At 53.4% G+C, this 25,021-nt stretch carries 22 protein-coding genes; 16 read left to right on the top strand and 6 right to left on the bottom strand.

What is annotated here, in order from left to right:
- Nucleotides 1–4: 4 nt before the first annotated feature.
- Complete coding sequence (locus HY845_03965; protein QQG51687.1) at nt 5–1,495, bottom strand: hypothetical protein; 1,491 nt, start codon at nt 1,493–1,495, stop codon at nt 5–7.
- Between the two features lie 90 nt (nt 1,496–1,585).
- On the opposite strand from HY845_03965, the gene HY845_03960 reads away from it, so the two are divergent.
- The 6 genes from HY845_03960 (at nt 1,586) to HY845_03935 (ending at nt 6,957) form a co-directional block, all read left to right on the top strand.
- On the top strand, nt 1,586–2,287 hold the full coding sequence (locus HY845_03960; GenBank protein ID QQG51686.1) for a glycosyltransferase family 2 protein: 702 nt from the start codon (nt 1,586–1,588) through the stop codon (nt 2,285–2,287).
- A complete protein-coding gene (locus tag HY845_03955) occupies nt 2,284–2,640 on the top strand; it encodes a DUF2304 family protein (GenBank protein ID QQG51685.1) in 357 nt (118 codons plus the stop codon). Before HY845_03960 ends, HY845_03955 begins: the two co-directional genes overlap by 4 nt.
- Nucleotides 2,641–2,675: 35 nt before the next feature.
- On the top strand, nt 2,676–4,010 hold the full coding sequence (locus HY845_03950) for a nucleotide sugar dehydrogenase (protein ID QQG51684.1): 1,335 nt from the start codon (nt 2,676–2,678) through the stop codon (nt 4,008–4,010).
- A 185-nt stretch (nt 4,011–4,195) separates the two neighbouring features.
- Nucleotides 4,196–5,134, top strand: coding sequence for a Gfo/Idh/MocA family oxidoreductase (locus HY845_03945; protein ID QQG51683.1), 939 nt, complete (start codon nt 4,196–4,198; stop codon nt 5,132–5,134).
- Nucleotides 5,131–5,799 (top strand): N-acetyltransferase, encoded by a 669-nt coding sequence (locus HY845_03940; GenBank protein ID QQG51682.1) that lies wholly within the window; start codon nt 5,131–5,133, stop codon nt 5,797–5,799. The genes HY845_03945 and HY845_03940 overlap by 4 nt, the downstream gene beginning before the upstream one ends.
- Nucleotides 5,800–5,856: 57 nt before the next feature.
- Nucleotides 5,857–6,957 carry a DegT/DnrJ/EryC1/StrS family aminotransferase gene (locus HY845_03935; protein QQG51681.1) on the top strand — a complete coding sequence of 367 codons (1,101 nt, stop codon included), beginning with the start codon at nt 5,857–5,859 and terminating at the stop codon, nt 6,955–6,957.
- Between the two features lie 21 nt (nt 6,958–6,978).
- Here HY845_03935 and asnB (HY845_03930) read toward each other — a convergent pair whose 3' ends face one another.
- Together asnB (HY845_03930) and HY845_03925 are read right to left on the bottom strand one after the other, a co-directional pair.
- The gene (gene asnB / locus HY845_03930; protein ID QQG51680.1) at nt 6,979–8,820 is read right to left on the bottom strand and encodes an asparagine synthase (glutamine-hydrolyzing); all 1,842 of its coding nucleotides are present in this window, start codon (nt 8,818–8,820) and stop codon (nt 6,979–6,981) included.
- Nucleotides 8,821–8,829: 9 nt separating this feature from the next.
- Nucleotides 8,830–9,861, bottom strand: a complete 1,032-nt coding sequence (locus HY845_03925) for an SDR family NAD(P)-dependent oxidoreductase (GenBank protein ID QQG51679.1) — start codon at nt 9,859–9,861, stop codon at nt 8,830–8,832.
- A gap of 141 nt (nt 9,862–10,002) precedes the next feature.
- On the opposite strand from HY845_03925, the gene HY845_03920 reads away from it, so the two are divergent.
- From HY845_03920 to asnB (HY845_03900), 5 genes are read left to right on the top strand one after another with little or no spacing between them, the layout of a single operon-like run.
- Entirely contained in the window at nt 10,003–11,220 is a 1,218-nt protein-coding gene (locus HY845_03920; protein QQG51678.1) for a glycosyltransferase family 4 protein, read from the top strand.
- Between the two features lie 11 nt (nt 11,221–11,231).
- Nucleotides 11,232–12,152 (top strand): methyltransferase domain-containing protein, encoded by a 921-nt coding sequence (locus tag HY845_03915; GenBank protein QQG51677.1) that lies wholly within the window; start codon nt 11,232–11,234, stop codon nt 12,150–12,152.
- Nucleotides 12,133–13,620 (top strand): flippase, encoded by a 1,488-nt coding sequence (locus HY845_03910; protein ID QQG51676.1) that lies wholly within the window; start codon nt 12,133–12,135, stop codon nt 13,618–13,620. Before HY845_03915 ends, HY845_03910 begins: the two co-directional genes overlap by 20 nt.
- Nucleotides 13,620–14,645, top strand: a complete 1,026-nt coding sequence (locus HY845_03905) for a glycosyltransferase (GenBank protein ID QQG51675.1) — start codon at nt 13,620–13,622, stop codon at nt 14,643–14,645. The genes HY845_03910 and HY845_03905 overlap by 1 nt, the downstream gene beginning before the upstream one ends.
- The gene (asnB, locus tag HY845_03900) at nt 14,646–16,511 is read left to right on the top strand and encodes an asparagine synthase (glutamine-hydrolyzing) (protein ID QQG51674.1); all 1,866 of its coding nucleotides are present in this window, start codon (nt 14,646–14,648) and stop codon (nt 16,509–16,511) included. It begins immediately after the preceding gene.
- On the opposite strand, the gene HY845_03895 is transcribed toward asnB (HY845_03900), so the two are convergent.
- Nucleotides 16,491–18,542, bottom strand: coding sequence for a hypothetical protein (locus HY845_03895; protein ID QQG51673.1), 2,052 nt, complete (start codon nt 18,540–18,542; stop codon nt 16,491–16,493). The two genes, asnB (HY845_03900) and HY845_03895, sit on opposite strands and share 21 nt — an antisense overlap.
- Nucleotides 18,539–19,111: a hypothetical protein gene (locus tag HY845_03890; GenBank protein QQG51672.1), complete on the bottom strand. Its 573-nt coding sequence runs from the start codon at nt 19,109–19,111 to the stop codon at nt 18,539–18,541. Before HY845_03890 ends, HY845_03895 begins: the two co-directional genes overlap by 4 nt.
- A 135-nt stretch (nt 19,112–19,246) precedes the next feature.
- Between HY845_03890 and HY845_03885 the strand changes: the two genes are divergently transcribed.
- From HY845_03885 to HY845_03865, 5 genes are read left to right on the top strand one after another with little or no spacing between them, the layout of a single operon-like run.
- A complete protein-coding gene (locus HY845_03885) occupies nt 19,247–20,335 on the top strand; it encodes a glycosyltransferase family 2 protein (GenBank protein ID QQG51671.1) in 1,089 nt (362 codons plus the stop codon).
- A complete protein-coding gene (locus tag HY845_03880; GenBank protein ID QQG51670.1) occupies nt 20,332–21,510 on the top strand; it encodes a glycosyltransferase family 4 protein in 1,179 nt (392 codons plus the stop codon). The genes HY845_03885 and HY845_03880 overlap by 4 nt, the downstream gene beginning before the upstream one ends.
- Nucleotides 21,510–22,067 (top strand): NUDIX hydrolase, encoded by a 558-nt coding sequence (locus HY845_03875; GenBank protein ID QQG51669.1) that lies wholly within the window; start codon nt 21,510–21,512, stop codon nt 22,065–22,067. Before HY845_03880 ends, HY845_03875 begins: the two co-directional genes overlap by 1 nt.
- A 9-nt stretch (nt 22,068–22,076) precedes the next feature.
- On the top strand, nt 22,077–23,267 hold the full coding sequence (locus HY845_03870) for a hypothetical protein (protein ID QQG51668.1): 1,191 nt from the start codon (nt 22,077–22,079) through the stop codon (nt 23,265–23,267).
- A 3-nt stretch (nt 23,268–23,270) separates the two neighbouring features.
- Nucleotides 23,271–24,389, top strand: a complete 1,119-nt coding sequence (locus HY845_03865; protein ID QQG51667.1) for a glycosyltransferase family 4 protein — start codon at nt 23,271–23,273, stop codon at nt 24,387–24,389.
- 52 nt (nt 24,390–24,441) lie between these two features.
- Here HY845_03865 and HY845_03860 read toward each other — a convergent pair whose 3' ends face one another.
- Nucleotides 24,442–24,996 (bottom strand): hypothetical protein, encoded by a 555-nt coding sequence (locus tag HY845_03860; GenBank protein QQG51666.1) that lies wholly within the window; start codon nt 24,994–24,996, stop codon nt 24,442–24,444.
- Nucleotides 24,997–25,021 lie beyond the last annotated feature (25 nt).

Raw genomic sequence — 25,021 nt, 5'->3', positions numbered from 1 at the left:
AGTCTCAGTTCTTCCGAACCTCGAACAGATAGAGCGTCTTCCAGCGGTCGCTCGCGGACCTGACTATCTTGAGCTCCGGGCTTTCGATCATTTGCCGAAGCAGCTCCTCGTCGGGGGGAACATGTGGCCATTCACCCATCTCAACAATCACGTAATCAAACTCCCCGAGCCAAACGTTCAGTGGGGTCTCCTGCTGAGAATGAAGGTTGGTGAATTTTACTTCCGGTCGAAGGTGGCTCAAAAGCTGGCTAATGCCGTAAACGGCAACGTGAGAACCGGCCGGGACGTCTCGCAGTAGCTGCTCGTCAGCCTTTGTTACTCTAAACATCCTAGTCAGATCATCAATGCGGACGAACTTATTAGTCATGTCGATCCCTCCCACAATCAGAACCCAAACGGTTGCGGCGACAGCGACGAGACGCCACAGATGAGAGCGCTCTTGCCAGACCATAGCGACCAAGACGCCGCCGGCCATCGAGAGCGGCAGAGCCATGTCTTTGGCGGCCCGCGCGGGAACGCCTAGGCCGCTTAAGCGGGAGGCGATAAGCAGTAATAGTAGCCAGATTAGGATTAGTACGTGAGCTCGCTTCAGCTGTCGTTTCCACATCAGCACGAGGAACGCTAGCGGATAAAGACTGCCGAGTATCACCAATGTCGGACCGATCCCCTCTTTGTAATCGCGGTAACTTCGGTAGATCCAGCCCGGATCCTGCACCTCGCCGATCAGGCTAATAAAGGGGAAGGTGGGGGCAAACGAAACAACCTGGCGTACCAAATTAACAGTGGGAGTAATCGCGCCGCTCATAATCAACGCCCCAATGCCGACGACTGTAACAACGCCGAACCAGCCAAGCTGAGTGCGCCGCTCGCCTGGTTTGGCAAAAAATGTCAGCAGCGGCGTAGCGACTACAACCACTCCGGTTAGATAGAGGGCACTTAAATGGTGGGTCAGGAAAATAAATAGTGCCAACAGCAGGCTAAAAGCAGCGTAACGCCAGCGCTCCTTCCCCGCTAGCTCTAAGAATTTTAAGTAACAAACGAAAAACAGCGGCAGTAAAATTCCGGCTGCCAAAACGTTGGGCAGACCGCCGTCGTAGAGCGTCTGCATCGGTTGAAAAGAGATGAGTGTGTAGAGGGCGAAGGTGATTAGGGCGACAGTTCTTCCTAGTAAAGCGCGACAAGAAAAGTAAAGCGCCAAGGAGCTGAGCGGCAAAAGTAATGCGAAGATGCCGATCGATAACTTGACTGGATTAACGTTAAGAATCCAAGACAGGCCAGCCGCGAGATAATGAAAGCCGACGGGGTAGTTGGGCGAGCTAGCGGCTTTACCGTCAAGGATGGCGCGAATCGTCTTGAGGTGAAAGTTTGAGTCGTCCCCTGGGGGGACGGCTGCGCCGTGATTAAGCGTCACATATATCCAAAACGCTGCGTAAAGAATGACGACGGCGCCAACAAAATAACGCTCAAAACTCTTTGCGTTAATAAGGGTTCTCATCTTCTCTGATTGTACCAGCTAGTTTGCCGCCGCTAACTGTATCTCCCAGACTCTAGCTAAACCTGTTGTGGTTTGTTATCATCACCCCAAATGCGTCTGGCGGTAATAATTCCGGCTTACAACGAAGCGAAAGTCATCGGCGAAGTTCTCGACCGCTTTTTGGATACGACCAAGAAACTGCGTCGAAGCGGTTTCCAGTGCGAGTTACTAGTAATCGATGATGGCTCCTCAGACAAAACAGCCGAGATAGCTCGCTCGAAAGGCACGCGCGTTGTCAGCCACATCGTCAACCTAGGCTTGGGCGGCGCGATTAGCACCGGTTTGCTTATCGCCCGTCGTGAAGGGTTTGACGCCGCTATCACTATTGACTCTGACGGCCAGCATTCACCAAAAGATTTAGAAGCGATGGCGAAAGAGGTCGCCAAGAAGAAGGCTGATTTCATCGTCGGTTCCCGTTGGTTAAAAGATGACGGCGACGCGCCGTTCTTACGTCGCTTCGGCAATAAGTACGTCATGAATATCCTGACACTCGTCTTCACCGGCGTCCGCACCTCCGACTCCCAGTCGGGCTTGCGCGCCTTTGGCCCCAGAGCCGTCGAGAAACTTCGCCTCATCCCTTCAAGGATGGAAGTATCGACGGAGATCTTCCGCGAAGTCGGCCGCCACTCGCTGAAAATCCGCGAGATTCCTATCGAGGCGATCTACACTGAATATTCCCTGCGCAAAGGCCAGCGCGTCCTCAACGGTCTTAATATCACCTGGCGCTTAATGATGAGGCGACTGTTGTCATGATTAGATTCACCGCTTTCAATATTGTCATTACTTTGTTTTTCGTTTTCGCTTGGTCGCGGGCATTGCTGCGCTATCGCGAGCGAGCTATTTCTTGGCGCGCCTTCTTATTCTGGACGCTTGTCTGGGGCTTAGCGACCTATTTTATCTTCTTGCCAAACAAGGCTGATTTCCTAGCCTCAGTCCTTGGCGTTAGCGATGGCAAGGATGCAGTCTTCACCTTAAGTATCGTCATTATCTTCTATCTGCTCTATAGGATTTACGCCGTTCTCGATCACTTGGATCGTCGTATCAACGAGGTAGTTCAGGAGAGCTCGGTCCACTTGCACCACCTCAACCGAACGACTAAACGCTGAGCTTAGGTTTGACAGGTTAGGCAAAGCTTTATATTATGCTGGGTGCTGTGAGTACCCTACATCAAGAGGCGTCTCTGCTGGATAAAATCCGCACTAAAGAGGCTGTCGTCGGCGTGATTGGGCTGGGCTATGTGGGCCTCCCCTTCGCTGTCGAAGCGGCCAAAGCGGGTTTCCCGGTGATTGGCGTCGACCAAAACCAAGATCGTTGCGATCAGGTCAACGGCGCGCGGAATTACATCCGTGACGTCGACGACACTGAGCTGAAAGAACTCGTCGAGGGCGGCAAGCTTGTCGCCACGCACGATTTCTCGCGAGTCCCGGAGATGGACGTCATCGTCATCGCCGTGCCGACTCCCCTGACCAAGAATCTGACGCCGGACCTCACATATGTCCTTGGCGTCACCGACGAACTGTCGCGACACCTGCGAGCCGGGCAACTGGTTTCGCTGGAGTCAACGACGTACCCCGGCACGACCGAGGGTGAGATGCTGCCAATTCTCGAACGCAGCGGCTTGAAGGTCGAGGAGGATTTCTACCTCGTCCATTCGCCGGAGCGTGTCGACCCAGGCAACATCAAGTACACCACCAAGAACACCCACAAGGTGCTTGGTCCGGTTGGCCCTCGCTCGCTGGAGGTGGCCAAAGCCTTCTACGAGACGACGCTCGACCACATCGTGGTCGTGTCGAGCGCATCGGCAGCGGAGCTCGTCAAGGTCTGGGAGAACACCTTCCGGGCTTACAACATCGCTGCTGTCAACGAGCTGGCGATGATCTGCGACCAGCTCAGACTGAACGTTTGGGAAGTGGTCGATGCGGCCAATTCAAAGCCGTTCGGCATCATGCCCTTCTACCCAGGCCCGGGCGTTGGCGGGCACTGCATTCCGCTCGACCCGCACTACTTGGAGCACAAAGCCAAGGAGCTCGGGATCACCACGGAGTTCATCGCGCTCGCTGGCAAGGTCAACCGGAACATGCCGCACTTTGTCGTCGACAAAGCGGCGCGACTCCTAAGCGACCGAGCGGCGAAGGCCGTCAACGGTGCCAAGGTTCTCATCCTCGGCGTTGCCTACAAGGGCGACATCGATGACGATCGCGAGAGCCCGGCGCTCGAGGTCTTTAGGCTCTTCCACGAACGGAGTGCGGTGCTTCAGTACCACGACCCGTTCATCCCGAAGACCATGATCGGCGACACGCTCTTCGAGAGCGTCGAGCTTACCGATGAGTTGTTCCAAAGCATGGATCTGGTGGTCATCACGACCAACCATTCGACGGTGGACTACCAGGGTCTTATCGGGCAAGCCAGACTGGTTCTGGACACCCGCGGCCACACTCGCACCTTGGGCAGTTTCGACAACGTCGTCCTGCTCTAGGAGCCTTTACCACACGCCCCCAGCCAAAGGGAGCAGTGCGCCTTACAAGCGTCTGCTCCCTTTTGATTTTCACCCGAACATTTCTTTATCGAGCCTGGACAATCCCAGGCTGTTTATTTATAATCTCAACGCAACCCTGGGCTTGAATTAGGCACAGGGCGCGACCCTTTCCATTGGAGGACTGAATGAAGATTGCCGTTATTGGTAGCGGAAAGTGGGGCATTAATATTGTCCGCACGCTCCACAACATGGGGAACCTGGGCGCAGTCGTCGAAACGGATCCGGAACGGCGAGTGACCCTCGCTACTGAGTACCCGGGTATTCCGGTGTATGAGAGCCACCTTGCGGTGGCGCCGGAAATAACCGCTGTGGCGATCGCGACACCAGCCCAATCCCATTACGAACTTGCCTCTGACCTTCTACGGTTGGGCAAGGACGTTTTCGTCGAAAAACCGATCACGCTTTGCCTCGGCGAAGCGCAATGTCTTGTCGAAACCGCTCAAGGTCTCGACAGGGTACTGATGGTCGGCCACCTCTTGCTCTACAAAGGGGCGATCAACTACATCGCCGAAGCGATTCGGCGTGGTGAGATCGGTACTCTCTATAGCATCCATCTGGAGCGTCTCGGTCTCGGGATCGTACGCTCTCACGAGAATTGCTTGTGGAGCCTAGGCGTTCACGACGTTGCCTCGCTGTTGCATTTGGTTGGCCAAGACCCTGTCAAGGTGACGGGACACGGCCAAGCGGCGCTTCAGGCAGGAGTCGAGGACGACTACTACGTTAGCTTCGAGTTTCCGGACAACGTCCGGGCTCATCTGCACTGCTCCTGGCTCTGGCCAGTCAAGCAGCGCGGCCTGACTGTCGTCGGCTCGGCCGGCTCGCTCGTTTACAACGAGTACGACGAAACGGTGACGCTTCACCGCAGCCGTATCGGCGAAGACCTCAAGGCGATCAATGTGGATCCCGAAGTGGTCTACACCAAGCCTGAGGGCGAGGAGCCGCTACGCAACGAGATGGAGCATTTCATCGCGTGCGTTCGCGACCGCACAGTGCCGCGATCGAACGGTGAGCAAGGTCTCACCGTGGTCAAAGTGCTCGAAGCGGCCAAGGAGGCTCAGTCATGAGTCAGATCAGCGACAAGGCCCAGATCGGTGAAGGCACAACTGTCATGTATAACGCAGTGATCGAGGACGATGTTGTCATCGGTCAAAACTGCAAGATTGGCATTGGTGTCATCATCAACAAGGGCGCTCGCCTCGGCGACAACGTCCAGGTCTGGCACTACTCAAACATCATGGGCGGCGCCAAGATCGGCAACGACTGTCGGATCGGCAAGTACGTCTCAATCGAGCGTAACGTCGAGATCGGCCGCGGCTGCAAGATCCAAAACCACATCAGCATCTTCGAAGGGGTAACCCTGGAGGATCTGGTCTTCTGTGGCCCGAACATGCGCTTCACTAACGTTCTGATCCCGCGTTGCGGTTTCCCTCGGGAGACCAGCGACGACTACGTCAAAACGTTGGTCAAACGCGGCGCCACCATCGGGGCGGGAGTAACGGTTGTCTGCGGTACGACTCTGGGAGAGCGCTGCTTTGTGGCAGCTCACGCCTGCGTCACCCGCGACATCCTGCCCTACGCTCTCGTCATGGGCGTGCCGGCCAAGCAGGTCGGTTGGACCTGTGAGTGCGGCAACCCCCTCAGGGAGCACGATCAAGGACGGCTCGTCTGCACAGACTGTGGCCGAGCGTATCGCGAAAGCGACGGCCGTCTCGAGCCGGTAACCGAGTAGCAACCACAAATCCCTGTCTGGTTTCGACCAGACAGGGTAAGGAACATCGAAAGAACTATGGAAGTCAGAATGCTCAATCTCGGTCTCGAGGTGGAACGGCTCCGGCCGCAGCTCACCGAAGCGATCGAGGGAGTGCTCGCAAGCACTCAATTCATCATGGGCGCGCCGGTCAAGGAATTCGAAACCGAGATCGCCGCCTACACTGGCGCCAAACACGCCATTGGCTGTAACTCCGGCACCGATGCTCTAATGATCGCTGCCCGAGCGCTCGACTTGAAGGAAGGCGACGAAGTCATTACGACCCCGTTCACCTTCTTTGCCACCGTCGAACCGCTCCTGCACCTTGGTGTGAAGGCGGTCTTCGTCGATATCGATCCCGAGACGTTCAACATGAACGTCGACGAGGTTGCGCCGAGGATCAATTCTCGTACCAAAGCGATCATCCCGGTACACCTATTCGGCCAAGCGGTCGATATGGATCCGCTGGTGACGTTGGCCGCCGAGCACGACCTGGCGATCGTCGAAGACGTCGCCCAGGCTTTCGGCGCTGATTACCAAGGCAACAAGCTTGGTACGATCGGCGACATCGGTTGCCTGTCGTTCTTCCCCAGCAAAAACCTCGGCGCCTACGGCGACGGCGGTATGATGCTGACGGACGACGATGAGATGGCCGAAAAGCTACGGATGCTCCGTAACCACGGAGCGCGCAAGAAATACCACAACGAAGTGGCCGGCTACAACTCCCGGCTCGACACGTTGCAGGCGGCGATCTTGCGGACCAAACTGCCGCACCTCGACTGGTGCAACGCGCGGCGGCTCGAAGCGGCCACGTACTACAGCGAGGCATTGGCCGAGGTCGAAGGGCTCTCTGTGCCAGCGACTCGCGACTACGGTACCCACGTCTTCCACCAGTACACCCTGCGGGTGAACGGTGGTCGGCGCGATGAGCTCCAGGAATCGTTGAAGGTGAAAGGGGTCTCCACGGAGATCTACTACCCTGTCGCGATTCACAAGCTCGAACCGTTCGCCGATTTCGGCTACGAATTGCCGGAAGCGGAGCGAGCGGCGGCTGAAGTGCTCAGCTTGCCCATCGGACCGGACCTGACTCGCGAAGAGCAGGACTACGTCATCCAGGCGATCAAGGAGTCACTCTCCTAAGATCGTCACTTCCAAAAGTGCCTACCCGGCTTGAACGCGGGTGGGCACTTTTTCGTTACCCAAAGTTGGTACCTTTTGGCCGTCAAGATAAATCCGGCACCACCACTCAAAGAACATTAGGCTCCACATAATTAAGCGGTTATCGGCGCCGGCGTTATGCTCGTCAAGAACTTGGCGAATATAGGTTGGGTTAATGTATTGATGGCTAAGGGTTTTTTGGCCCATCAGCAGATCCTCAATGTCATCTTTTAGCTCGCGGCGGTACCAGGTCTGATCGGGCGGCGTAAAGCCTTGCTTCCGCTTTTCGGTAATTTCCTCCGGCAAGAGCTGTTTGAAGGCCTTGCGCAACAAATACTTACCGTTACCGCCGCGGTATTTAAGCTCGTCAGGAATCCGCCTGGCGATATCGACCATCTCGTTATCCAGAAATGGCACCCGACCCTCAACGGAGAAGGCCATATCCATCTTGTCCTCAACCATCAACATACCGTGCAGGAAGGTTTTATTCTCGAAGTAGAGTGTTTTGTTGACCGGCGAAACGTCGCCAGCGGCGTCGATAATTTTGCCGTACTCTTTAAACGGCGTTTTTAAATCAATCTGGCCCAAGACCCTTGGAGTAAAGAAGCGCTTTTTGTCTTGGTCTTTAACTAACCGGCTCCACCAGCCGTATAGCGCTTGGTCGAAGTCGTGGCGGTTGGTTTTGCCTTCAATAAGTTGGTAGCGCCACGGGTAGCCGGCAAAAGCCTCGTCACCACCAGAACCAGATAGAACGACCTTCACCTCCTTGCTGACGATCTCGGCGATCAGGTAGAAGGTGTAGCACATCGCGACTTTCGGGTCTTCGAAGTGGTAAGCGATTGAAGGCAGGTAGTCTAAGGCGTCACTCGGACTAATTAGGCGTTCGTGGTGATTAGTGCCAAAAGTCTTAGCGATTAGTCGGGCGTCGCCGCGCTCGTCGAACGAGCGATCACCTTCAGCCAAGTTCTTGGTGTCAAAGCCGCCGGTGAAAGTGTCGAGATTACGGAAATGTTTGGTCGTAGTAGCGACAATTGCTGAGGAGTCCATGCCGCCGCTGATTGTTGCCCCAACAGGCACATCACTAATGAGATGGCGATCCATCGACTCGCGGAAAGTCTCCGTAATCATCTCGGCGAACTCATCCTCACTCTTATTCTCCGGCGCGTATTTTAGGTCCCAGTATTGGCTGAGACTGAGCCGTTTCTTGGCGAGGTCGTAAGTCAGATTATATCCGGCTGGTAGCATCTTGACGTCGGCAAATAACGTCCGCTCGCTGAGGATATTCTGAAAAGTGAAGTACTCGTTCAAGCCCTCCAAATCAACAGCCGGCTTCACTAGATCTGAGGCAAGAATCGCTTTGATTTCAGAGCCTAACACTAAGTCCTGGCCGGAGCGGTAGTAATAAAGCGGTTTGACGCCCATGCGGTCGCGGGAGGCGAACAGGCGTTGGTTTTTTGTGTCGTAAATAATGAACGCCCACATGCCGTTGAGTCTGCCTACCATCTTCTCGCCGTACTCCTCGTAAGCATGAATCAGTACCTCGCTGTCGGTCTGGGAGCGAAAAACATGCCCTTTGGCTTCAAGCTCAGGCTTGATGTCACCGAAGTTATAAACCTCGCCGTTAAAAACAATCCAGACCGTCCCATCCTCGTTGGCCATCGGTTGGTGACCGGCGCTCGATAAATCGATGATAGATAAGCGACGGTGACCCAAGCCAACCTCGCCCTTATCGTCGATCCAGAAACCCTCGTCGTCCGGACCGCGATGGCTGATGACGTCGGCCATCTTCTTCAAGCGCTTCTCGAGACCTGTCGACGAAGTAATGAGCCCGGTGATGCCACACATAAAATGAGTTTACTTTTTTGAGGTCTTAGCGGCGAGCTTTTTTTCGCGCTCAAGATAGACTAGGAACTCGTCGATGGTTTTCTGCATGTTGCCCCAAAAGTCTTTTTCGAAACTTAGCCCTAGATGATCGCGAATTTTGGAGTTATCGACGTCAAAGTACTTTACATCGCCAACCAGCCAGTCGCCGTACTCGATCTTGACACCTGGCGCCTTCATCATCTTGACTAAGTTTTCAGCCAACTCTTTGATACTGACCTTAATGCCGGACGCGCAGTTATAGGCCTCACCGTTTGAGCGCTCGGTGACGGCGGCAAGTAGGTTGGCTTTGACGATGTCTTTGACCCAAGTGAAGCTTCGCTGCTGGGTGCCGTCGCCAAAGATTGTTAGCGGCTTACCCTCGATAATATTGCGTAGGAAGATCGAGACGACGCCGCCGAATTCGTTCGATTCCTGGCGAGTGCCATAAACGTGGTAGTAGCGGAGCACCGTAGTATTCAGGCCATATAGGTGGTGGAAGGCGTAAACGTACTTTTCGCCAGCCAATTTACTGACGCCGTAATACGATACCGGCACGAGCGGGTGCTCTTCGTTGGAGGGGAAAACTTTTGGCTCGCCGTAAACTGAACCCGTTGAAGCGTGGACGAACTTCTTGACCTTATACTTCATCGCTTGCTGCATCAGGTTCAAAGCACCGCCGGCGTTAACCTCCAGATCGCGATGAGGGTTGATCAGGCAGATGTTTTTCTTGGAAGCGGCGTTGTGAAAGACGACGTCAGCGTCGCCGAAGATGTCTTCCCAGTCTTTTTGGTCGGTGACGTCTTTTTTGAGCGCTCTAAAATTCTTGGCTTCCTTGAGAAACTCAAGATTGCGCTCTTTGCCGGCTGAGTAATCGTCAATACTAGTGACGTCGGCGCCTAAATTAACTAGCTCTTCGCAGAGGTGCGAACCAATAAAACCGGCCCCGCCGGTCACGACCACCTTCTTGCCTTTGAGCTTGCCAACTTCAGGGTGTTCTTTCAGGATCTTGGAATTGCTTGCCATGAAGAGCCTTTCTAATTTTGTTGCTATATTCGCAAGGCAATATAACATAGCCGCCCTCCCCGGTCTACCTTGGCCACTCCTTTAATAATCGGGAGAATAAGAGTAAAATTTTGAAGTCGGTTACGCCATCAATCTTCAAGAATGAAGCGAATTATCTTTTCTATCGTGATGTGGATTTACGCCTTGTTTCAGGCGTTGCTTTTTGTAGCCGTTGTTTTACCGATCTTCCTGGTGGTGATCGCGCCACTAAGTTGGCTGAAATACCTACTTTTTCGCCCCAAGAAACCGCGGGTTGTCTGGGCGCCGGTGCCAATTATCAATATCCACTACAACGTTCGAGCTGATCGCGTCTCGGGATACGAGAGCGACAGCGTCGTTTACCAGACCTACCATATTGTCCACAAGGACCTCTTCACCTATAACCTGACGAAGTGGTACCAAAACCATCTGACGAGCTTCCTTGTGCCGCTTGGCACGTTCCTCTGGGCAAGCTGGCGGTATGACTTGTTTAACTTCTTTTACATCGGCGGCTTCCTCTACCCTAACCCGCTGATCAAATTCTTTGAGTACCCGCTTCTACGGCTAGCAGGCAAGAAAATTATCGTCTACCCGTATGGGGCCGACGTGCGTTTGGAAGATATCACCCGAGCTTTGGGCAAGTACCACTGTTACAGTTTTCACCCGAAAGGCTACAGCGAACGCCCAGCCTGGATCGTCCGCGCCGATATCAAGGCAGCCGCGCTTTGGGCTAATCTTATGGTCTCGATGGGCGACATGATTGAGTACACGCCAGGGTCGCGTAACGACGTTTTTTACTGGCCAATTGATACTGACGCTTGGACGCCGCAATACCCCGACCCCAAGAAGAAGGCTGTAACGATAGTTCACGCGCCTAATAACCGAATCGTCAAAGGTTCAGACTACCTAATCGATATCGTTAAGCGTCTGAAAAAAGAAGGTTATCCAGTCGAGCTTGATCTCGTCGAAAAAATGCCGAATGAAGTTGCCAAGCAGCACTACGCCAAGGCAGATATCTTTGCCGAGCAATTTCTGATCGGTTGGCACGGCTTCACCGCTATTGAAGCGATGGCGCTCGGCAAACCAGTACTTTGCTATATCCGCAAGAAATCCTACTTACCAAAGGGCATCAATTGCCCGATCGTCAACACCAATCCAGACACGCTCTACGAAACCCTGAAGAACCTTATCACCGACGGCGCCTTGAGGGAAAAACTTGGCCGGCAGGGTCGGGAGTTCGCGGAAAAGTTTTACTCACTTAAAGCTGGTGGCAAGCGTTTGGCTAAAATATATCGTGAGGTCTGGGGTGGCGACGTTGCCTCGGTGAGGGGAAAGGATTAGGCTTGACGGCAATGAACGACACCGTTGCTAAATTATTAATCTGCCCAGACTGCTCCAGGCCACTATCGCTGGTTGGAGATGAGCTAGTCTGTAAGCGCCAGCATCGTTTCCAAGTCGACCACGACTCGCCGGTGTTACTGCCGCACAGCGCAATGTCAGGATCGAAGTGGCAGGAATGGGAGGAGAAACAGGAGCATGGACTCGAAGACTATGAGAACCCGGATCCGACGTATATCGCTCTCTCCAACCGGGTTGCGGGGCAGTTTGGTGAGTTCTGTAACTTCAAGGACGATACTGTCGTTCTTGATATTGGCTGCGGTATTGAACCGACACTTTTTTACGTCAAGCCAGAGTGGTACCGCAAGCTAACATTCATTGGCTTAGATCCGCTCCGGGGTAAAATTGAGCGGCCGTACCACTTTGTCCAGGCAATTGCCGAGAAACTGCCTTTCAAGGACGACGTCTTTGATCAGGTTGTCTTAGCCACCAGTCTCGATCACATCATCGAGCTAGGTCCAGTCATGAAAGAAATTCGACGAGTTCTTAAGCCTCACAGCCGGGTTTCTATTTGGATTACTGTTTTCGAATACAGCCCTGGCCGTAACATTACGCTCGCCAGTTACCTGAAGGACGTGGTTTATTTGATTTCACGGGGGCGCTTAGGCGATGCCGGGCGGCGATTTCTCAATCCGTATCTTGCTGCCGGTGTCGATTATCGGCCAACTGACCAATTCCACTTCCATAGATTTACCCGGCAAAGTCTACTTGATTCCTTCAGGCCAGCCGATTTTCGCCCCACAAACTATTTTCTTTTAGAGGACCACTTGAACCAGGGGAGTAAGCACTTCTTCCTCGAGCTAGGCCCGGCCAATAAGTCGAATTCGAAAAAAACAAAACGATCAAAAGCCTCTCATGAGCTCCGCACTCGTTAAGAACGTCGTCATTTACGGCCTCGGCGACGCGATTATCCGAGCCCTTGGTGTGGTGACGGTGCCGATTTTTACGAGGATTCTGAGCCCAACCGATTACGGGGTTCTTAGCGTTCTCGTAGCTTTAACGGCCGTTGTCGGCCTGATCAACGACGCCGGCATGGTTTCGGCGGCACAGCGGCAATATTTTGACGAGAAGGGCGATAGTGGCAAGCGACAAGCCACGGCTACCGCCGTCTGGTTTTCTTTAAGCCTAGGGATTATTCTAACGGCCCTCGGGATCTTACTCGCCAAACCATTAGCGGGCTGGCTACTCGGCAATAGTGAGCTCGACGAGCTAATTATTCTCGCCTTCTTATCGAGTGGCCTGGGCGTCATTGTTCAGCTAGTACGAAGTTTCTTCCGGCTAACTTTCACACCGTGGCCATTTATGGTCTCAACGGTTCTGACCGGAATCTTATCGCTTGGCGTCGCCGCCTGGCTAGTTTTCCAAGGCCAGGGCGTAATGGGCTATTTTGGCGGTCTTTTGATTGGTACAGCCTTTGGCTTTTTCATCACCCTCATTCTCGGTCGGCGATTCCTCGCTTTTACTTACGATCGAGAGCGTTTAACAAAAATGCTGCGCTATGGGTTGCCGTTAGTGCCAGCGGCGGCGGCCTTGTTTGTCGTTGACCTTTCGGATCGCTTTTTGCTGGCTCGTTTACGCGATTTATCAGAGGTCGGCATCTATTCCGTCGGCGTCAGCGTGGCTAGCATGATGACCTTATTTATCGGCGCTTTTGCCCAGGCATGGGCGCCGTTTGCCCTCTCGAAACACGCCGAAATGCCGAAAGAATCACCGTTCCTTTTTGCTCGGTTCTTGCTCTACGTCCTGGTATTCTTCTCGGCACTTGCCTTATTAATCACCCTGTTCTCACAAGAGATCCTACAGCTTCTAACCACCGCGGCCTTCTTTGATGCGGTTAAAGTCGTGCCGATTCTAGCGCTTGGCTACGTCGTCTTTGCCACCACGCAGCTGACAACCCTAGGAATGAGTATCGCTCGGCGCACTTCGGTCATCGCTATCGGAGCGCTACTAGCCGCCCTAGTGAATATCGGCGGCAATCTTTTGCTAGTGCCAAATTTCGGCATGTTGGGGGCCGCTTGGGCGACGCTAGCGGCATATCTAGTTTTAACGATAACCTACGGCGCCGTCTCGTCGCGCTACCTACGTTGCCCTTGGCCTTGGGGTAGGATCGGACGATTAGCGCCAGTAGTTGCTCTGGGTTTTGGTTTAACGTTCGTGCTGCCTGACGGCGTGGGGTTGGTCACGGCTGCCTGGAAAATCGCCTACTTCGGAGCCTTTGCCGGCCTAGTTCTGTTGAGCGGCGCAGTTGACCGAGAAGAACTGAAAATTCTGCGCCAGATTATCGCCGTGGACCTTAAATTTTGGAAGCGCACGCGTAGTGTCCCGAGGGGAGCTGTCGACTAATGGGACAGCGGGCAATTTTGCACGCTCCGACCGATGTTGGCGGGCAAGCTTGGGCAATTTCTAAAGGTATGAAAGAGCTCGGGCAGAACTCGAGGACGATGGTTTTGGAGCGTAATTATTTCAATTACGGCGCCGATATCGATCTTGAGCTGAAGGACCTGGGTAATTTTCAGCGAATTGTAAGGCGCTGGCATTTTTTCCTAAGAGCCCTCAGGCGCTGTGATGTTTTTTACTTTTACTTTGCTCAGAGTCTTCTGCCGTACAGTCTCGATCTACCGCTACTGCGCCTGTTCGGTAAGAAAGTAATTTTTATCTTCCAGGGTTGTGATATACGACTGCAAAAAATGAGCTATCCAACCAAAGGAAAGAAAACGATCGTCGTTGATCACGCCGCAACTTGTCCGGTCTGTGCCAAGATCCCGGACTGGAAAAAGCTGTGGCGCTTGAGGTACTTGGAGCTTTTCGCCCATCAGACGTACTGTGTTAACCCAGATCTACTCTTTGTCGCTAAGGCCGCGAAGTTTTTGCCGTACGCTCATATCTTGCCCAAAGCAACCGTAACTAAGAAGCCCGGCAAAGTGCTGACCCTCCTTCACGCCCCAACGGAGCGTTCAGTTAAGGGCACGAGTTTCATCATCGCGGCGGTTAGCCAGCTACAACGTCAGGGCCATCTAATCAAACTCAAACTTATCGAAGGCAAGCCACACGAAACAGTCCTGCACGAGATCTCCCGCGCAGACCTTATTATCGACCAAGTAAAAATCGGTTGGTACGGCAGTCTGGCCGTTGAAGCTCTTTCACTTGGCAAGCCAGTGATGTGCTTTTTAGAGCCGATTTTAATCAAGAAGAGCGGCCTCAAAGACTGCCCGATCATCAACGTCACAGCCGAAACACTAGCAGAGCAGATCGAGCAGGTGGCGAGTGACCCTAGCCAACTAGCCAAGCTCGGCGTCAGATCGGCCGCCTTCGCCCGGCGCTACCACGATCATCAAGCAGTTGCTAGGCTTTTGCTAAGGGAGCTCTAAATGTGTGGCATTGCTGGTGTACTGGATCTAAGAGGGAAAAAGGTTCTTGCCGCCGAGATCGGCGAGATGATCGAGACGATCGTTCACCGTGGTCCGGATGATCACGGCACTTACCTCGACGAAGAGGTTGCCTTCGCCCACCGCCGGTTGTCGATTATCGACCTGACGAGCGCCGGTCACCAACCAATGAAAACTACCGACGGATCAGTGGTCGTCAGTTTCAACGGCGAGATCTATAACTACCGCGAGCTAATGAGCGAGCTAAAGAGTAAGGGGCATACGTTTGCCTCAGAGTCCGACACGGAAGTGATCTTGAAGGCCTATCAAGAATATGGCTTGGAGTGCTTCAAACACTTTAACGGAATGTGGGCGCTCTCGATTTGGGACAAGAAGAAGAGGCGGCTAGTTCTCTCCCGCGACCGCATGGGAGTCAAGCCATTGTATTGGGCGAGTGATAACGGCCGGCTGCTCTTTGCCTCGGAGATCAAGGCGATCCTGCCGGTTCTTGGCAAAGGGTCTCGGCCGAACAAGGCGCGTTTATTCGACTACCTGTTCTACGGTTTTTTGGACCACACCACTGAGACGATGTTCGAAGGGATTAACCAGCTCAAAGGCGGCGAGTATCTCGTCGCCGAAGGCGGTAAATATAAAATCAAGTCGTATTGGGAGTTGCCGCGCCCCGCGGCCGTACCCAGCACTGATCCTGTGGAGCAGTTTGAAGCATTACTGACCGACTCTGTACGTCTTAGGCTGCGTAGCGATGTCCCCGTTGGCTCATGCTTGTCAGGCGGACTCGACTCGTCGGCTATTGTCGGGCTGGCTAATAAGTTTTTACGTCAAGAAGATGGCAAAAGCATCGGGCAGGCCCAACAGGTCTTCTCCTCTTGCTTCGACGTTAAGAGGTTTGATGAGCGTCAATTTATCGATCAGGTAGTTGCCGCAACTGGCGTTGAAGCTCATCAGACTTTTTTACAGCCACAAGAGGTGCTGGACCTTGCAGAAAAGGTGACCTGGCATCAAGACGAGCCGTTTGGCTCAACTAGCATTTTCGCCCAGTGGAAAGTGTTTGAGCTGGCTAAAAAAGCCAAGATGAAAGTGATGCTCGACGGACAGGGCGCCGACGAGCTCCTAGCTGGCTACCACGGCTATTTTGGCTCGTACTTCTTCCAGTTATTCAGGGAGCTGCACTGGCTAGAGCTAGGCCGTGAATTGGCCGCTTTCAAGCACCTTCATCCGTCCTCGCTTGTTGACGCCCTGCGCTCATTTGCCGTTCTCTTGTTGCCACGTCCGGTCGTACGCTCAGTCGCGTCACTCCCCTCAGTCAACAACTCCCCAGTCTTCCGGCGGGAATTTTTCAAGGATCAGTTCCACGGCCTAGAGGTGCCGCGTCGTTACGAGAACGCTTTCACCAATTATCTAGCCCATCTCTTTCGTGAACTAAGCTTACCGGCCTTGCTGCACTACGAGGATCGTAACTCAATGGCTTTTTCTATCGAGTCGCGGGTACCGTTTCTGGATTACCGCCTGGTGGAGTACGCCTTCAGCTTGCCCGACCATTACAAGATTGAGCGCGGTACGACTAAGGCAATCCTTAGAAAAGCGATTAAAGGGGCTGTGCCGGAGGCGATACGTACCCGTCAAGACAAAATGGGTTTTGTCACACCTGAATCGGTCTGGTTCCGCGAGGAACTCGCTAGATCTATGAGACAGTTCTTCAAGCAAAAACAGCTCATGATCTGGGAGTACGCCGAGCCAACCGCCTTACGAGCGCTGCTCGATGAGCACCAAGCAGGCAAGAAAGACCATAGTCGGACGATATGGCGCTGGTATAACGCGGAAATTTGGCTACGGCGTTTCTTTGTCTGACTCACGCGGCTCTACTACTGGCCCTGGGTAACGGAAAACAAAGACCCGGTTGTCGTAGTTTAGGTGAACCGGCAGAATTTGTTCGAAGCGTTTACGCGCTACTTGATCGTTAAACGGCGGCAGCGGATTGGTGATGACGTAAACTTTTCTCACGTTGAAATGACGTCGTGCTCGCTCCAAGGTATCTATGCTCGGTCGTAAACTGATTTCGCTTGAGAACTGGAAGAGGTCGCCGGTCGGGTAGCGGTAGTACGGCGCTACGGTGTAGCCAAGCACGGCGTTGGCCGCGGCGGAAGTAATCTCTTCGGTTAGAACCACGTAGCTTCGATCAGGATTTTCTTCGTCAATGGCTTTAATCGCCTCAATCTCTCGGGTCGAAATACTCCAGGTGGTTGGGCTGATGGCATGAGTAGCGGCGACGAATAAAGGCACTAGCGCAAGAACTATCAGGCTGCCTCGCGCTTTACCGAGAAGCACGCCGGCGCTATCGCTTAAGGAAGCAATGCCGCCGGCGATAAACGGCATCAAGAATACCGCGAGCGAGATGTAAATTCGGGCTGTAAAAGCTGGCTGAATCGGCAAGCTTAGACGCCAGGCGTAAGCCAAATGTGTCGCGATAAGCGGCAGGAGAAGTAAAGGCACATAACGCCGCGTACTTGGTTGGGCGTAAAGCCGAAACAGGCCAAGCCCGACTAAGAAGTAGAGCAACAGCGGGAACGAGATCTGCCGGCCTGTCAGTAGAATCACCGAGGCCCACTTGGCTAGAAGCTGGACGCTCATATCTACCCAATCTGTGAACGGAAAATTAGAACCAGTTTGCCAGTCTAAATAAGGAAAGGCCGCGGCTCCTGCCAGGCAGATAATGATAAAAAACAGATTTCGCCCGAGACTGAAACGCCATCGGGAAAACAGACTCAGTAGGAATACCATCAGGCTGAATAGCCCGGTTAGGGGGTAAGTCATCAGGCTACTAAAAGCGACGATCGCGCCGGGCAGCCAAATAAGCCTAGGTGAGTTAATCGTTCTTAGGGCCAGGAGGATGTTGAAGATTAGGAGTATGTAGCCGAGCGACTTTGGGTTCGAGATCATCCCATGGACAGTTACTTCGTAGAAGAACAGCGGCGCGACTGCCATCAATAGCGCCGGCAGTCGACGTTTCCAGACTTCCTGGCCGGCAAGGTACAGCAACACCGGAGGGAAGACCGACACAGAGAGCCAGGGCAGGTAGTTGTGAACAATGTCTATTGGGACTTGGGTAAGCCAAGAAACCATAACGTTTAGTGCCCAGGAACCTAGGTAAATGATGTCGGTTAGAGTTAGAGCGGTCAGCTGGTACAGTGGCAGCTCTGTTGTTAGGTATCGTTCGATCGATAGGTGTCGGTAACCGTCGCCGTCGTACTCAGTTCGGGCAAGCATCAGGATCGTCCCGTGGATTACTAAGCCAAACGCGACGATGCTAAGTAGTTTCAATTTCGGGGGCAACTTACCGACTAAAACACAGGCAAAACTCACCAACGCCACGGCGGCCGTTACCCAATACTTAATCGGCAGGATATCCCAATAGCGATAGTAGTAATCGCCGTTACGCAAAAAGAGCAGGATAATTACCATTCCTAAGACCGAACCAACAAAAACTGCAAAAGAAATCCGACTGAACAGTGGTGGCAGGAGCTGGTCGTCGTCCTCGGTAGGCGTCGCTTCAGTAGCCACGGCGACTGTCTTTATTGGTGGGGCCAGGCTGAAAAGACCGAGCGCCGCTAGTGCGGCGATCGTTAGTGACTTAGTTAGCGCCGCACCCGCGATCAGTACCGCACCGAACAGGGCGAGAGAGGCAAGCAAGAAAAGTAGACCGACTAAGTTCTGCCCGAGGTTGCTCCCCAAGCCCAGTCGGGCGCCAAAATGCCGGCTGAGAATAAAACAATAAGCGAAGAGGCCAAAAATCCCGAGAACTGGGTTGTTCAGATACCAAGTGTTAAGGGCGATCAGCCCGACGGCGCCAAACACGGCTAGTGCGTTCAAGAAGCGATTCATGGCTCTAAGACTCGGCCAACAAAATAGCCGACCTCATGATTAAGGAAAGCTTGGCTCTGCCCGCTCTCCAGAAAGGTGCCGAGGACGTAAAAATGCTTATCTCGTTCTTTCTCGCCCCATTTACTATCCCCCTGGAAATATGCGTAAAAGTAGCCGTACTTAACTTCCGCCCCCTCTTCCTTGGTTTTCTTGCCGGTATCTTCGTTTATTGGGTCGCGCGGTACCTCGAGTAAATAATCCGGCTTCAAAAACCTTAAGAATTCGCCGTCAGTGGAGGTGTCATAGTTGAGCCAATCTTGCTCTTGGTAAGATTTTGGCGTCGGTGGCTCGCCGTGATCTTTGATGTAGCGCTCCAGGGCAAGTTGGATACGTTGCAAATCGGCGAGTCGTTTAGCGTCTCGCTCGGTACGCTCCTTAACGACCCGGTAATGTTTAAAATCCGCGCGCGCTGAGATATCAGGCATGATCGGTGTCAGGCTGAAAGAGTCGTAGATAACTAGGTACAGAATTGTGATGAATAGTAACAGCTTCACAGTATGGAAGGAGAAAAATGACTGCCAGAAATTCATCGGTGTCGTTTCATGTTTGTCTGAAATTCATTGTAGCACCAGTTGATTAGGTGCTGCTTCCGGTGCTCGGGGGCGCCAAGACACCACCCTTAACCTAGACAGATAAGGAGTAGGTCTCTACAATTTACGGGTACAATGAGCCGCTCCACCCCTGAACTGAGAACTACCACCAAAAAAGACCCGACCGTCGTTATTATTGTCAGCTACAACCAGCCACAATATCTCCTTGACTGCCTTGATTCTCTCTACCGCCAAAACACCACCAACTTCACGGCGCTAGTGATCGACAACAATTCTCGGGAAACAGGTTTCTTAGATGAGGCGGCTCGCCGCTTCCCTCGAGCTGTCATCGTGAGAGAACGAAGTAACTGGGGTTTTGCCAAAGCCAATAATATCGGTATGAGCTGGGCGATCAAGCACGGAGCGAAAAATATCGTCTTACTGAATCACGACACCGAGGTTGACGCTTCTTTTCTTGAGGAAGGCCTGAAAGTACTGAATCGAGCCGAGGTGGGGTTGGTGCAATCGAAATTACTGCTCTATGACGTAGCTAGTAACAAACGCACCAAGCTCATCAACTCAGCGGGTAATAAGCTTCACTTCCTGGGCTTTGGTTACGTCGGCGACTACCTAAAACCTGACTCGCCGGAGTTCTCGAAGGATCAGCAAATTACTTACGCGAGTGGCGCGGCGCTTTTTATTAAAGCCGACCTAGCAAAAAAACTCGGTGGCTTCTCCCTGGAATACTTTATGTATCACGAAGATCTCGATCTCTCCTGGAGAGCGCGCTTGCTTGGCTATGAGATATGGCGGGCTGGCCGCTCAGTGGTCTGGCACAAATACTCCTTCAGTCGTAACCCGATTAAGTTCTATTACGCCGAGCGCAACCGCCTCCTGACGTTACTAAAAAACTACCGGCTTCTAACGCTACTACTCCTGCTACCATTCGGGCTTGTCTTTGAGCTCTGCCTAATACTAGCCTCAATCCCCAGGGGCTGGCTTGGCGCCAAGCTCGCAAGCTACTGGGGTGCCCTGAAACTATTTGATACCACCTGGAAGGAGCGCCGAGTCATCCAGCGTCAACGTCGCGTGAGCGACAAAGATATAATCCAGCTAATGACCTATCGCCTCGTCTTCCCTGGCCAGGCCGAATCCATTCCGCTCAAAGCGATTAATGTTTTAGGGAGACTATACAGAGCTCTGGTGCTTGGACTTTTATCATGAATGCGCGGGTTTTGATGCTCCTGAGTAATCCGTTCAACCCCGACGAGCGGGTGATGCGCGAGGCAACGGCCCTGGGGAAGGCTGGCTGCGAGGTGACAATCTTAGCCTGGGATCGTGAAGGTCGTTTTCCTCAAGATGAGGTCTTCCCCCATTTTAGAGTAGAGCGCTTGCGCTACCGCTCCCCCTACGGCACCGCCGCAATGGGCAAACTTGTGGTCTTTAACCTCAAACTCTTTTGGCGGATCTTTCGCCACCCCAGCGAGATCATCCATTGCCACGATTTCGATACCCTACTGCCCGGCTACTTCGCCGGCCGTCTTAGCGGTCGGAAAGTCGTCTATGACGCCCATGAATATTACGGCGGCATGGTACGCGGCATCAGTCAGAGCGGGTTCATCACGAGGTTGAGCCGGTTGGTCGACGGGGTTGAAGCTTTCTTAGTCCGTCACGTTGATGCGGTTATCACTGTCGTGCCGTGGCTGCTTGAGCGCTACGAGAGCCTTGGAGCGCGGCGAACGATAACGATCTATAACGCTAAAGACTTAAAGCAGCCTTCCCAGGACGCCCCCGAAGTTAAGGCCCTGCGTACCAAGCTCGGTCTCAAGGCGGGCGACTTTGTTTATCTGTACGCCGGTCTCTACGATCAGCGAAGAGCGCTAGATCTACAGATTGCTGCCTTCAAGAAGCCAAAATTTCGCTCGTTAAACCTGGTCACAGTTGGCTTCGAACGCGACTTAACGATTAAAGAACTTAAAGCAAAGGCCGGCGCCTCGCCAAACATCAAGATTCTTCCCGGCGTCCCAGTGACCCAGTTCTGGCCGTACTTGGCCGTCGCTTCAGCAGTCGATGTCATCCATAACCCCAGCGACCCAAATTTTGTTATCTCGATGCCAAATAAGTTCTTTGAAGCGGTTGCGGCTGGCAGGCCGATGATTACAACGGAGGGGTTGTTCATTGCTGACCTAGTTAAGAAGCACCGAGCTGGCTTAGTCATACCTTTCAACGACCAGGCAGCTTTCGAAAAAGCGCTCGATGAGCTCAGCACAGATCATGAGCTTTATCACAAGCTTGCCAATGGGGCGCAACAACTTGGCGAACGCGAATACAACTGGGCGACAAACGAGGAGCGCTTAGTGAAGTTCTACCGAGACTTACAGAAGAAAGTTGCTAAATAATGGAACGTCGTAATCCCTGGAAGCGGCTCAGTCACCGGCTGGTATATAAGACGCCGTGGATGGAGGTTTATGAGGACAAGGTGACGCGACCAGATGGCTCACCGGGGCAGTATAGCTATGTTCAAGTCGGTACAGGGGTTTATATCGTCGCCATCACCGACGACGATAAAATATATTTGGTTGGCCAATTTCGCTACCCGACATCAACTTTCTCCTGGGAGCTACCGGCTGGAGCCGCCGACGGCGACGATCTGCTCGCCGAAGCGAAACGCGAGCTAAAGGAGGAGACTGGCCTTGAAGCAAAAAACTGGCGAAAGATTGGCCGCCTTCAAGTAGTTAACGGCATCTCTCAAGATTGGTCGCATGTTTTCATCGCTACTGGGCTATCTCAAACAGGCAAGCATCAGCAGGAGGAAGAGGGAATCCAGGAAATGCAGGCATTCTCGTTGCCAGAAATCCTTCGGATGATTGATCTTGGTGAGCTTTCTTGTGGCCAGAGTATGGCGGCGTTAATGTTGGCAGCGAAACATTTGGGACTGCTTACTCAAAAAGAATAAACTGGAGCCATGATTCAAGAAGCCAGCACTCGCCGGCCCCTCGCAGGGCAACTCCTGATTGCCCTGATTGTTTTCCTCCCCCTCAGTGCTTGGTTGGTTAGTTTTTTCGGCACATCTGGCCTGTCGTTCGGCCGGGACATATTGTTACTCGGCTTAATAATTACCCTACCGCTAACTTTGCGCTTTAGACCTGCCGCATGGGTTGCCTTGCTACTTCTAATAAACCTTGTCTTGAGCTACTTCTGGCGTGGCGAAGAGCTGAACCAATGGTTGCGCGCCGTGCGCTATCTCGGCGAGCCGCTACTACTCTATCTCGTAATTGCGCGGGCGCAGTGGAGCCCCGAGTTTAAGGCCATGGCGCTAAAAACGTTTGCTTTTACTTTGGGCGGAGTGGCGATTCTCGGGTTCCTCGAGTATATCTTTCCCGCAGCCTTCCGTATTACGTTAAACGAACTTGGCCGAGGGTATCTGGGCGACTATCACAAGGCAGCCGGCTTGCCGCGAATGCAGTCGCTCTTGGCTGGTCCGAACGCGCTCGGCCTCTATCTGATGGTCGGTATCTTAAGTTGGGGCGCCTGGCGAAGTATCGCTAAACGCTACGGCATGCCGCTACTTATCATCCTGGCGGTAGCCTTTGTCTTGACGGTGGCCCGAAGCGCCGCGCTGGGGCTTGTCGCAGGGCTAATCGCGGCAACAGCGCTATATCGTTCGCGTGCGCCGAGGCTTGCTCGAGGGGCTCTGATTGGCCTAGCGATTAGCGTGTTTGCCGCCGCCGCTGCTTTTTGGCTGGTACCAGCGTCCTTAATCCGGGAGGACTCGACAATTATCCGCTCGCAGCAGTACGAACGGCTTTTCGACCATACTGACGAAATCGGCTGGCTTGGACGCGGCCCTGGCTCAACTGGCCCCGTTTCCCAGGATCGCCTAGACGGCGGAGAGAACCGGTTTACCGAAAACACTTACTTAGATATGTACGAAGGTTTGGGAGTATTTGGCGGCCTGCTTTACCCGTTGTTCTGGGTCTTGTTGCTTGTTCATCTGGCAAATCGCCGCACCGCGCTCGCCGATGGCGCATTCGTTGCCAGTATCGGCTTGGTTGTCGCCGGGATCTTCCTGAACCATTACACCGGCCAAGCCGCGATCTGGATGACGCTAATGTTAGCCGGGCTTGCGAGCAGCGATGAAGAAGGTAGTAATTAATTGATGAGTAAAATTGGACTAGACTTGCGCTTCTGGCGCGGCGAGACCGGCGGCTTGGGCCGCTACAGCCGTAATCTGCTCGGCGAGCTCTTGAAACTTGACACGAAAAATAACTACACCGCCATCATCACCCCGGCGGATGAAGCTGAGTTTAGCCTTACGGCACCCAACCTAACGAAGCTAGTTGTGCCTATTGCCCACTACTCGTTAAGCGAGCAGCGCCGTTTGCCAAAAATCCTCAACGAGCAGCATTTCGACTTAGTCCATTTTGCAAACTTTAACCACCCAATTTTTTACGGCGGCAAGTTTGTAGTAACGATTCACGACCTGATTATGCACGTGTTTCCTACCGGCGCCCAAAAAGACTCTTGGCTGCGCCGAGCCGCCTACAGAAAAGTAATGAACGACTGCAAGCGAGCCGAGACGATAATTGTTCCAAGCCTTTCAACAAAAAAAGACCTCGTTAATATGTTGAATTTCCCAGCCGCAAAAATCGTTGTTACACCTGAAGGCAGCGAGGAGAAGTTCAAGGTGGCAACTCCCTCAGCGATCGCGGCGGTCAAGGCTAAGCTAAATTTACCAGAACGCTACATTCTTTTCGTTAGTCGCTGGGAGCGCTACAAAGGCTTGCCAGCCCTTCTAGAAGCTTTCGAAACAATTACTCAGGAATCCAGTGATGTAGGCCTAGTGATAACGGGCAAACCAGACAAGCAGAATCCAGAGATTGCTGCCCTGGTCAAAACGAAGCAGTCGATGGGTCAGAGAATAGTCGCGCCCGGTTTTGTGCCCGATGACGACCTGCCGGCTTTGTACTCGGGCGCTGTGGCGTACGTTCACCCCAGTTGGTACGAGGGTTTTGGCTTGATGATTCTAGAGGCCTTTAGCGCTGGCGCGCCGGTAGTAACCAGCAATACTTCGAGTTTGCCCGAAGTAGTCGGCGACGCTGGTCTATTGGTCGATCCGAAAAAACCGGCCGAAATCGCGGCGGCGGTTCGGAGGATTCTTAGTGATCCAAAATTTGCTGCCGATCTGCGGCAGAAAGGTTTAGCGCGCGCCAAGGAATTCTCCTGGGCCAAAATGGCCGCCGAGACCTTAGAGATTTATAAAAAAGTTTTAGGGTAGAGAAACGCCCCGGCTTTGTTGGCCGGGGCGTCGGTCTCGGAGAACGGAGGTCTCATGAAGGCGTGTGTGCGGCGAGGCGCTTGGCCGAGAGCCAGGCCAGGGGCAGGCCCAGCCACTGCCAATATGGGTCGACGAGAGTAACTGCCGCAAGTAGCAATTCGAGCGCTACTGGGTAGCATCGCTCTTCGTTACTAGGGCAGTGGACGACTTGGCGGTACCCCTTCCACCACATTGATGACCGTATTCGCCAGAAATGCCAGGAGTAGGTCGGCGTGAACAATGTCGCGTCCTTGCCGATGCCTGACTTGTCCAGGTAGTTGGCGAGGAACTTGACGTCAGCGGCGCTGTTGGTGCCACTGGCATTGGTCATGACGATCTCGTTAACGAGGTCGGGGTAAAGCAAGCGGAAACGCTCCGCGTAAACTTCAGCCCAACCTTTACCGGCGGTCTTGCCACCGAAGAAAATGATCCCGCCGGCCTTTTTGTTCCGCAGCAACTCGGCGCCGACTTTGATACGTCGGTGGCCGTTGTCGTCGGGAATTACCTGGCCGAGGATTTTCTCGAGGCCCGCAGTGGGCACAATGACGAGGGATATCGGGTTGGGCACATCGGACTCCTTTGTTGTACGCGGT

The organism is Candidatus Berkelbacteria bacterium (assembly GCA_016432625.1).
In the GTDB taxonomy this organism is placed as follows: Bacteria; Patescibacteriota; UBA1384; order 2-12-FULL-50-11; family 2-12-FULL-50-11.
Note: the sequence above shows the minus strand (reverse complement) of the source record. Positions and strands in the feature narration are given on the sequence as shown.

Coding starts and splice junctions, on each gene's coding strand:
- HY845_03965 (QQG51687.1), bottom strand. CDS start 1,495: ATGAGAACCCTTATTAACGCAAAGAGTTTTGAGCGTTATTTTGTTGGC.
- HY845_03960 (QQG51686.1), top strand. CDS start 1,586: ATGCGTCTGGCGGTAATAATTCCGGCTTACAACGAAGCGAAAGTCATC.
- HY845_03955 (QQG51685.1), top strand. CDS start 2,284: ATGATTAGATTCACCGCTTTCAATATTGTCATTACTTTGTTTTTCGTT.
- HY845_03950 (QQG51684.1), top strand. CDS start 2,676: ATGCTGGGTGCTGTGAGTACCCTACATCAAGAGGCGTCTCTGCTGGAT.
- HY845_03945 (QQG51683.1), top strand. CDS start 4,196: ATGAAGATTGCCGTTATTGGTAGCGGAAAGTGGGGCATTAATATTGTC.
- HY845_03940 (QQG51682.1), top strand. CDS start 5,131: ATGAGTCAGATCAGCGACAAGGCCCAGATCGGTGAAGGCACAACTGTC.
- HY845_03935 (QQG51681.1), top strand. CDS start 5,857: ATGGAAGTCAGAATGCTCAATCTCGGTCTCGAGGTGGAACGGCTCCGG.
- asnB (QQG51680.1), bottom strand. CDS start 8,820: ATGTGTGGCATCACCGGGCTCATTACTTCGTCGACAGGTCTCGAGAAG.
- HY845_03925 (QQG51679.1), bottom strand. CDS start 9,861: ATGGCAAGCAATTCCAAGATCCTGAAAGAACACCCTGAAGTTGGCAAG.
- HY845_03920 (QQG51678.1), top strand. CDS start 10,003: ATGAAGCGAATTATCTTTTCTATCGTGATGTGGATTTACGCCTTGTTT.
- HY845_03915 (QQG51677.1), top strand. CDS start 11,232: ATGAACGACACCGTTGCTAAATTATTAATCTGCCCAGACTGCTCCAGG.
- HY845_03910 (QQG51676.1), top strand. CDS start 12,133: ATGAGCTCCGCACTCGTTAAGAACGTCGTCATTTACGGCCTCGGCGAC.
- HY845_03905 (QQG51675.1), top strand. CDS start 13,620: ATGGGACAGCGGGCAATTTTGCACGCTCCGACCGATGTTGGCGGGCAA.
- asnB (QQG51674.1), top strand. CDS start 14,646: ATGTGTGGCATTGCTGGTGTACTGGATCTAAGAGGGAAAAAGGTTCTT.
- HY845_03895 (QQG51673.1), bottom strand. CDS start 18,542: ATGAATCGCTTCTTGAACGCACTAGCCGTGTTTGGCGCCGTCGGGCTG.
- HY845_03890 (QQG51672.1), bottom strand. CDS start 19,111: ATGAATTTCTGGCAGTCATTTTTCTCCTTCCATACTGTGAAGCTGTTA.
- HY845_03885 (QQG51671.1), top strand. CDS start 19,247: ATGAGCCGCTCCACCCCTGAACTGAGAACTACCACCAAAAAAGACCCG.
- HY845_03880 (QQG51670.1), top strand. CDS start 20,332: ATGAATGCGCGGGTTTTGATGCTCCTGAGTAATCCGTTCAACCCCGAC.
- HY845_03875 (QQG51669.1), top strand. CDS start 21,510: ATGGAACGTCGTAATCCCTGGAAGCGGCTCAGTCACCGGCTGGTATAT.
- HY845_03870 (QQG51668.1), top strand. CDS start 22,077: ATGATTCAAGAAGCCAGCACTCGCCGGCCCCTCGCAGGGCAACTCCTG.
- HY845_03865 (QQG51667.1), top strand. CDS start 23,271: ATGAGTAAAATTGGACTAGACTTGCGCTTCTGGCGCGGCGAGACCGGC.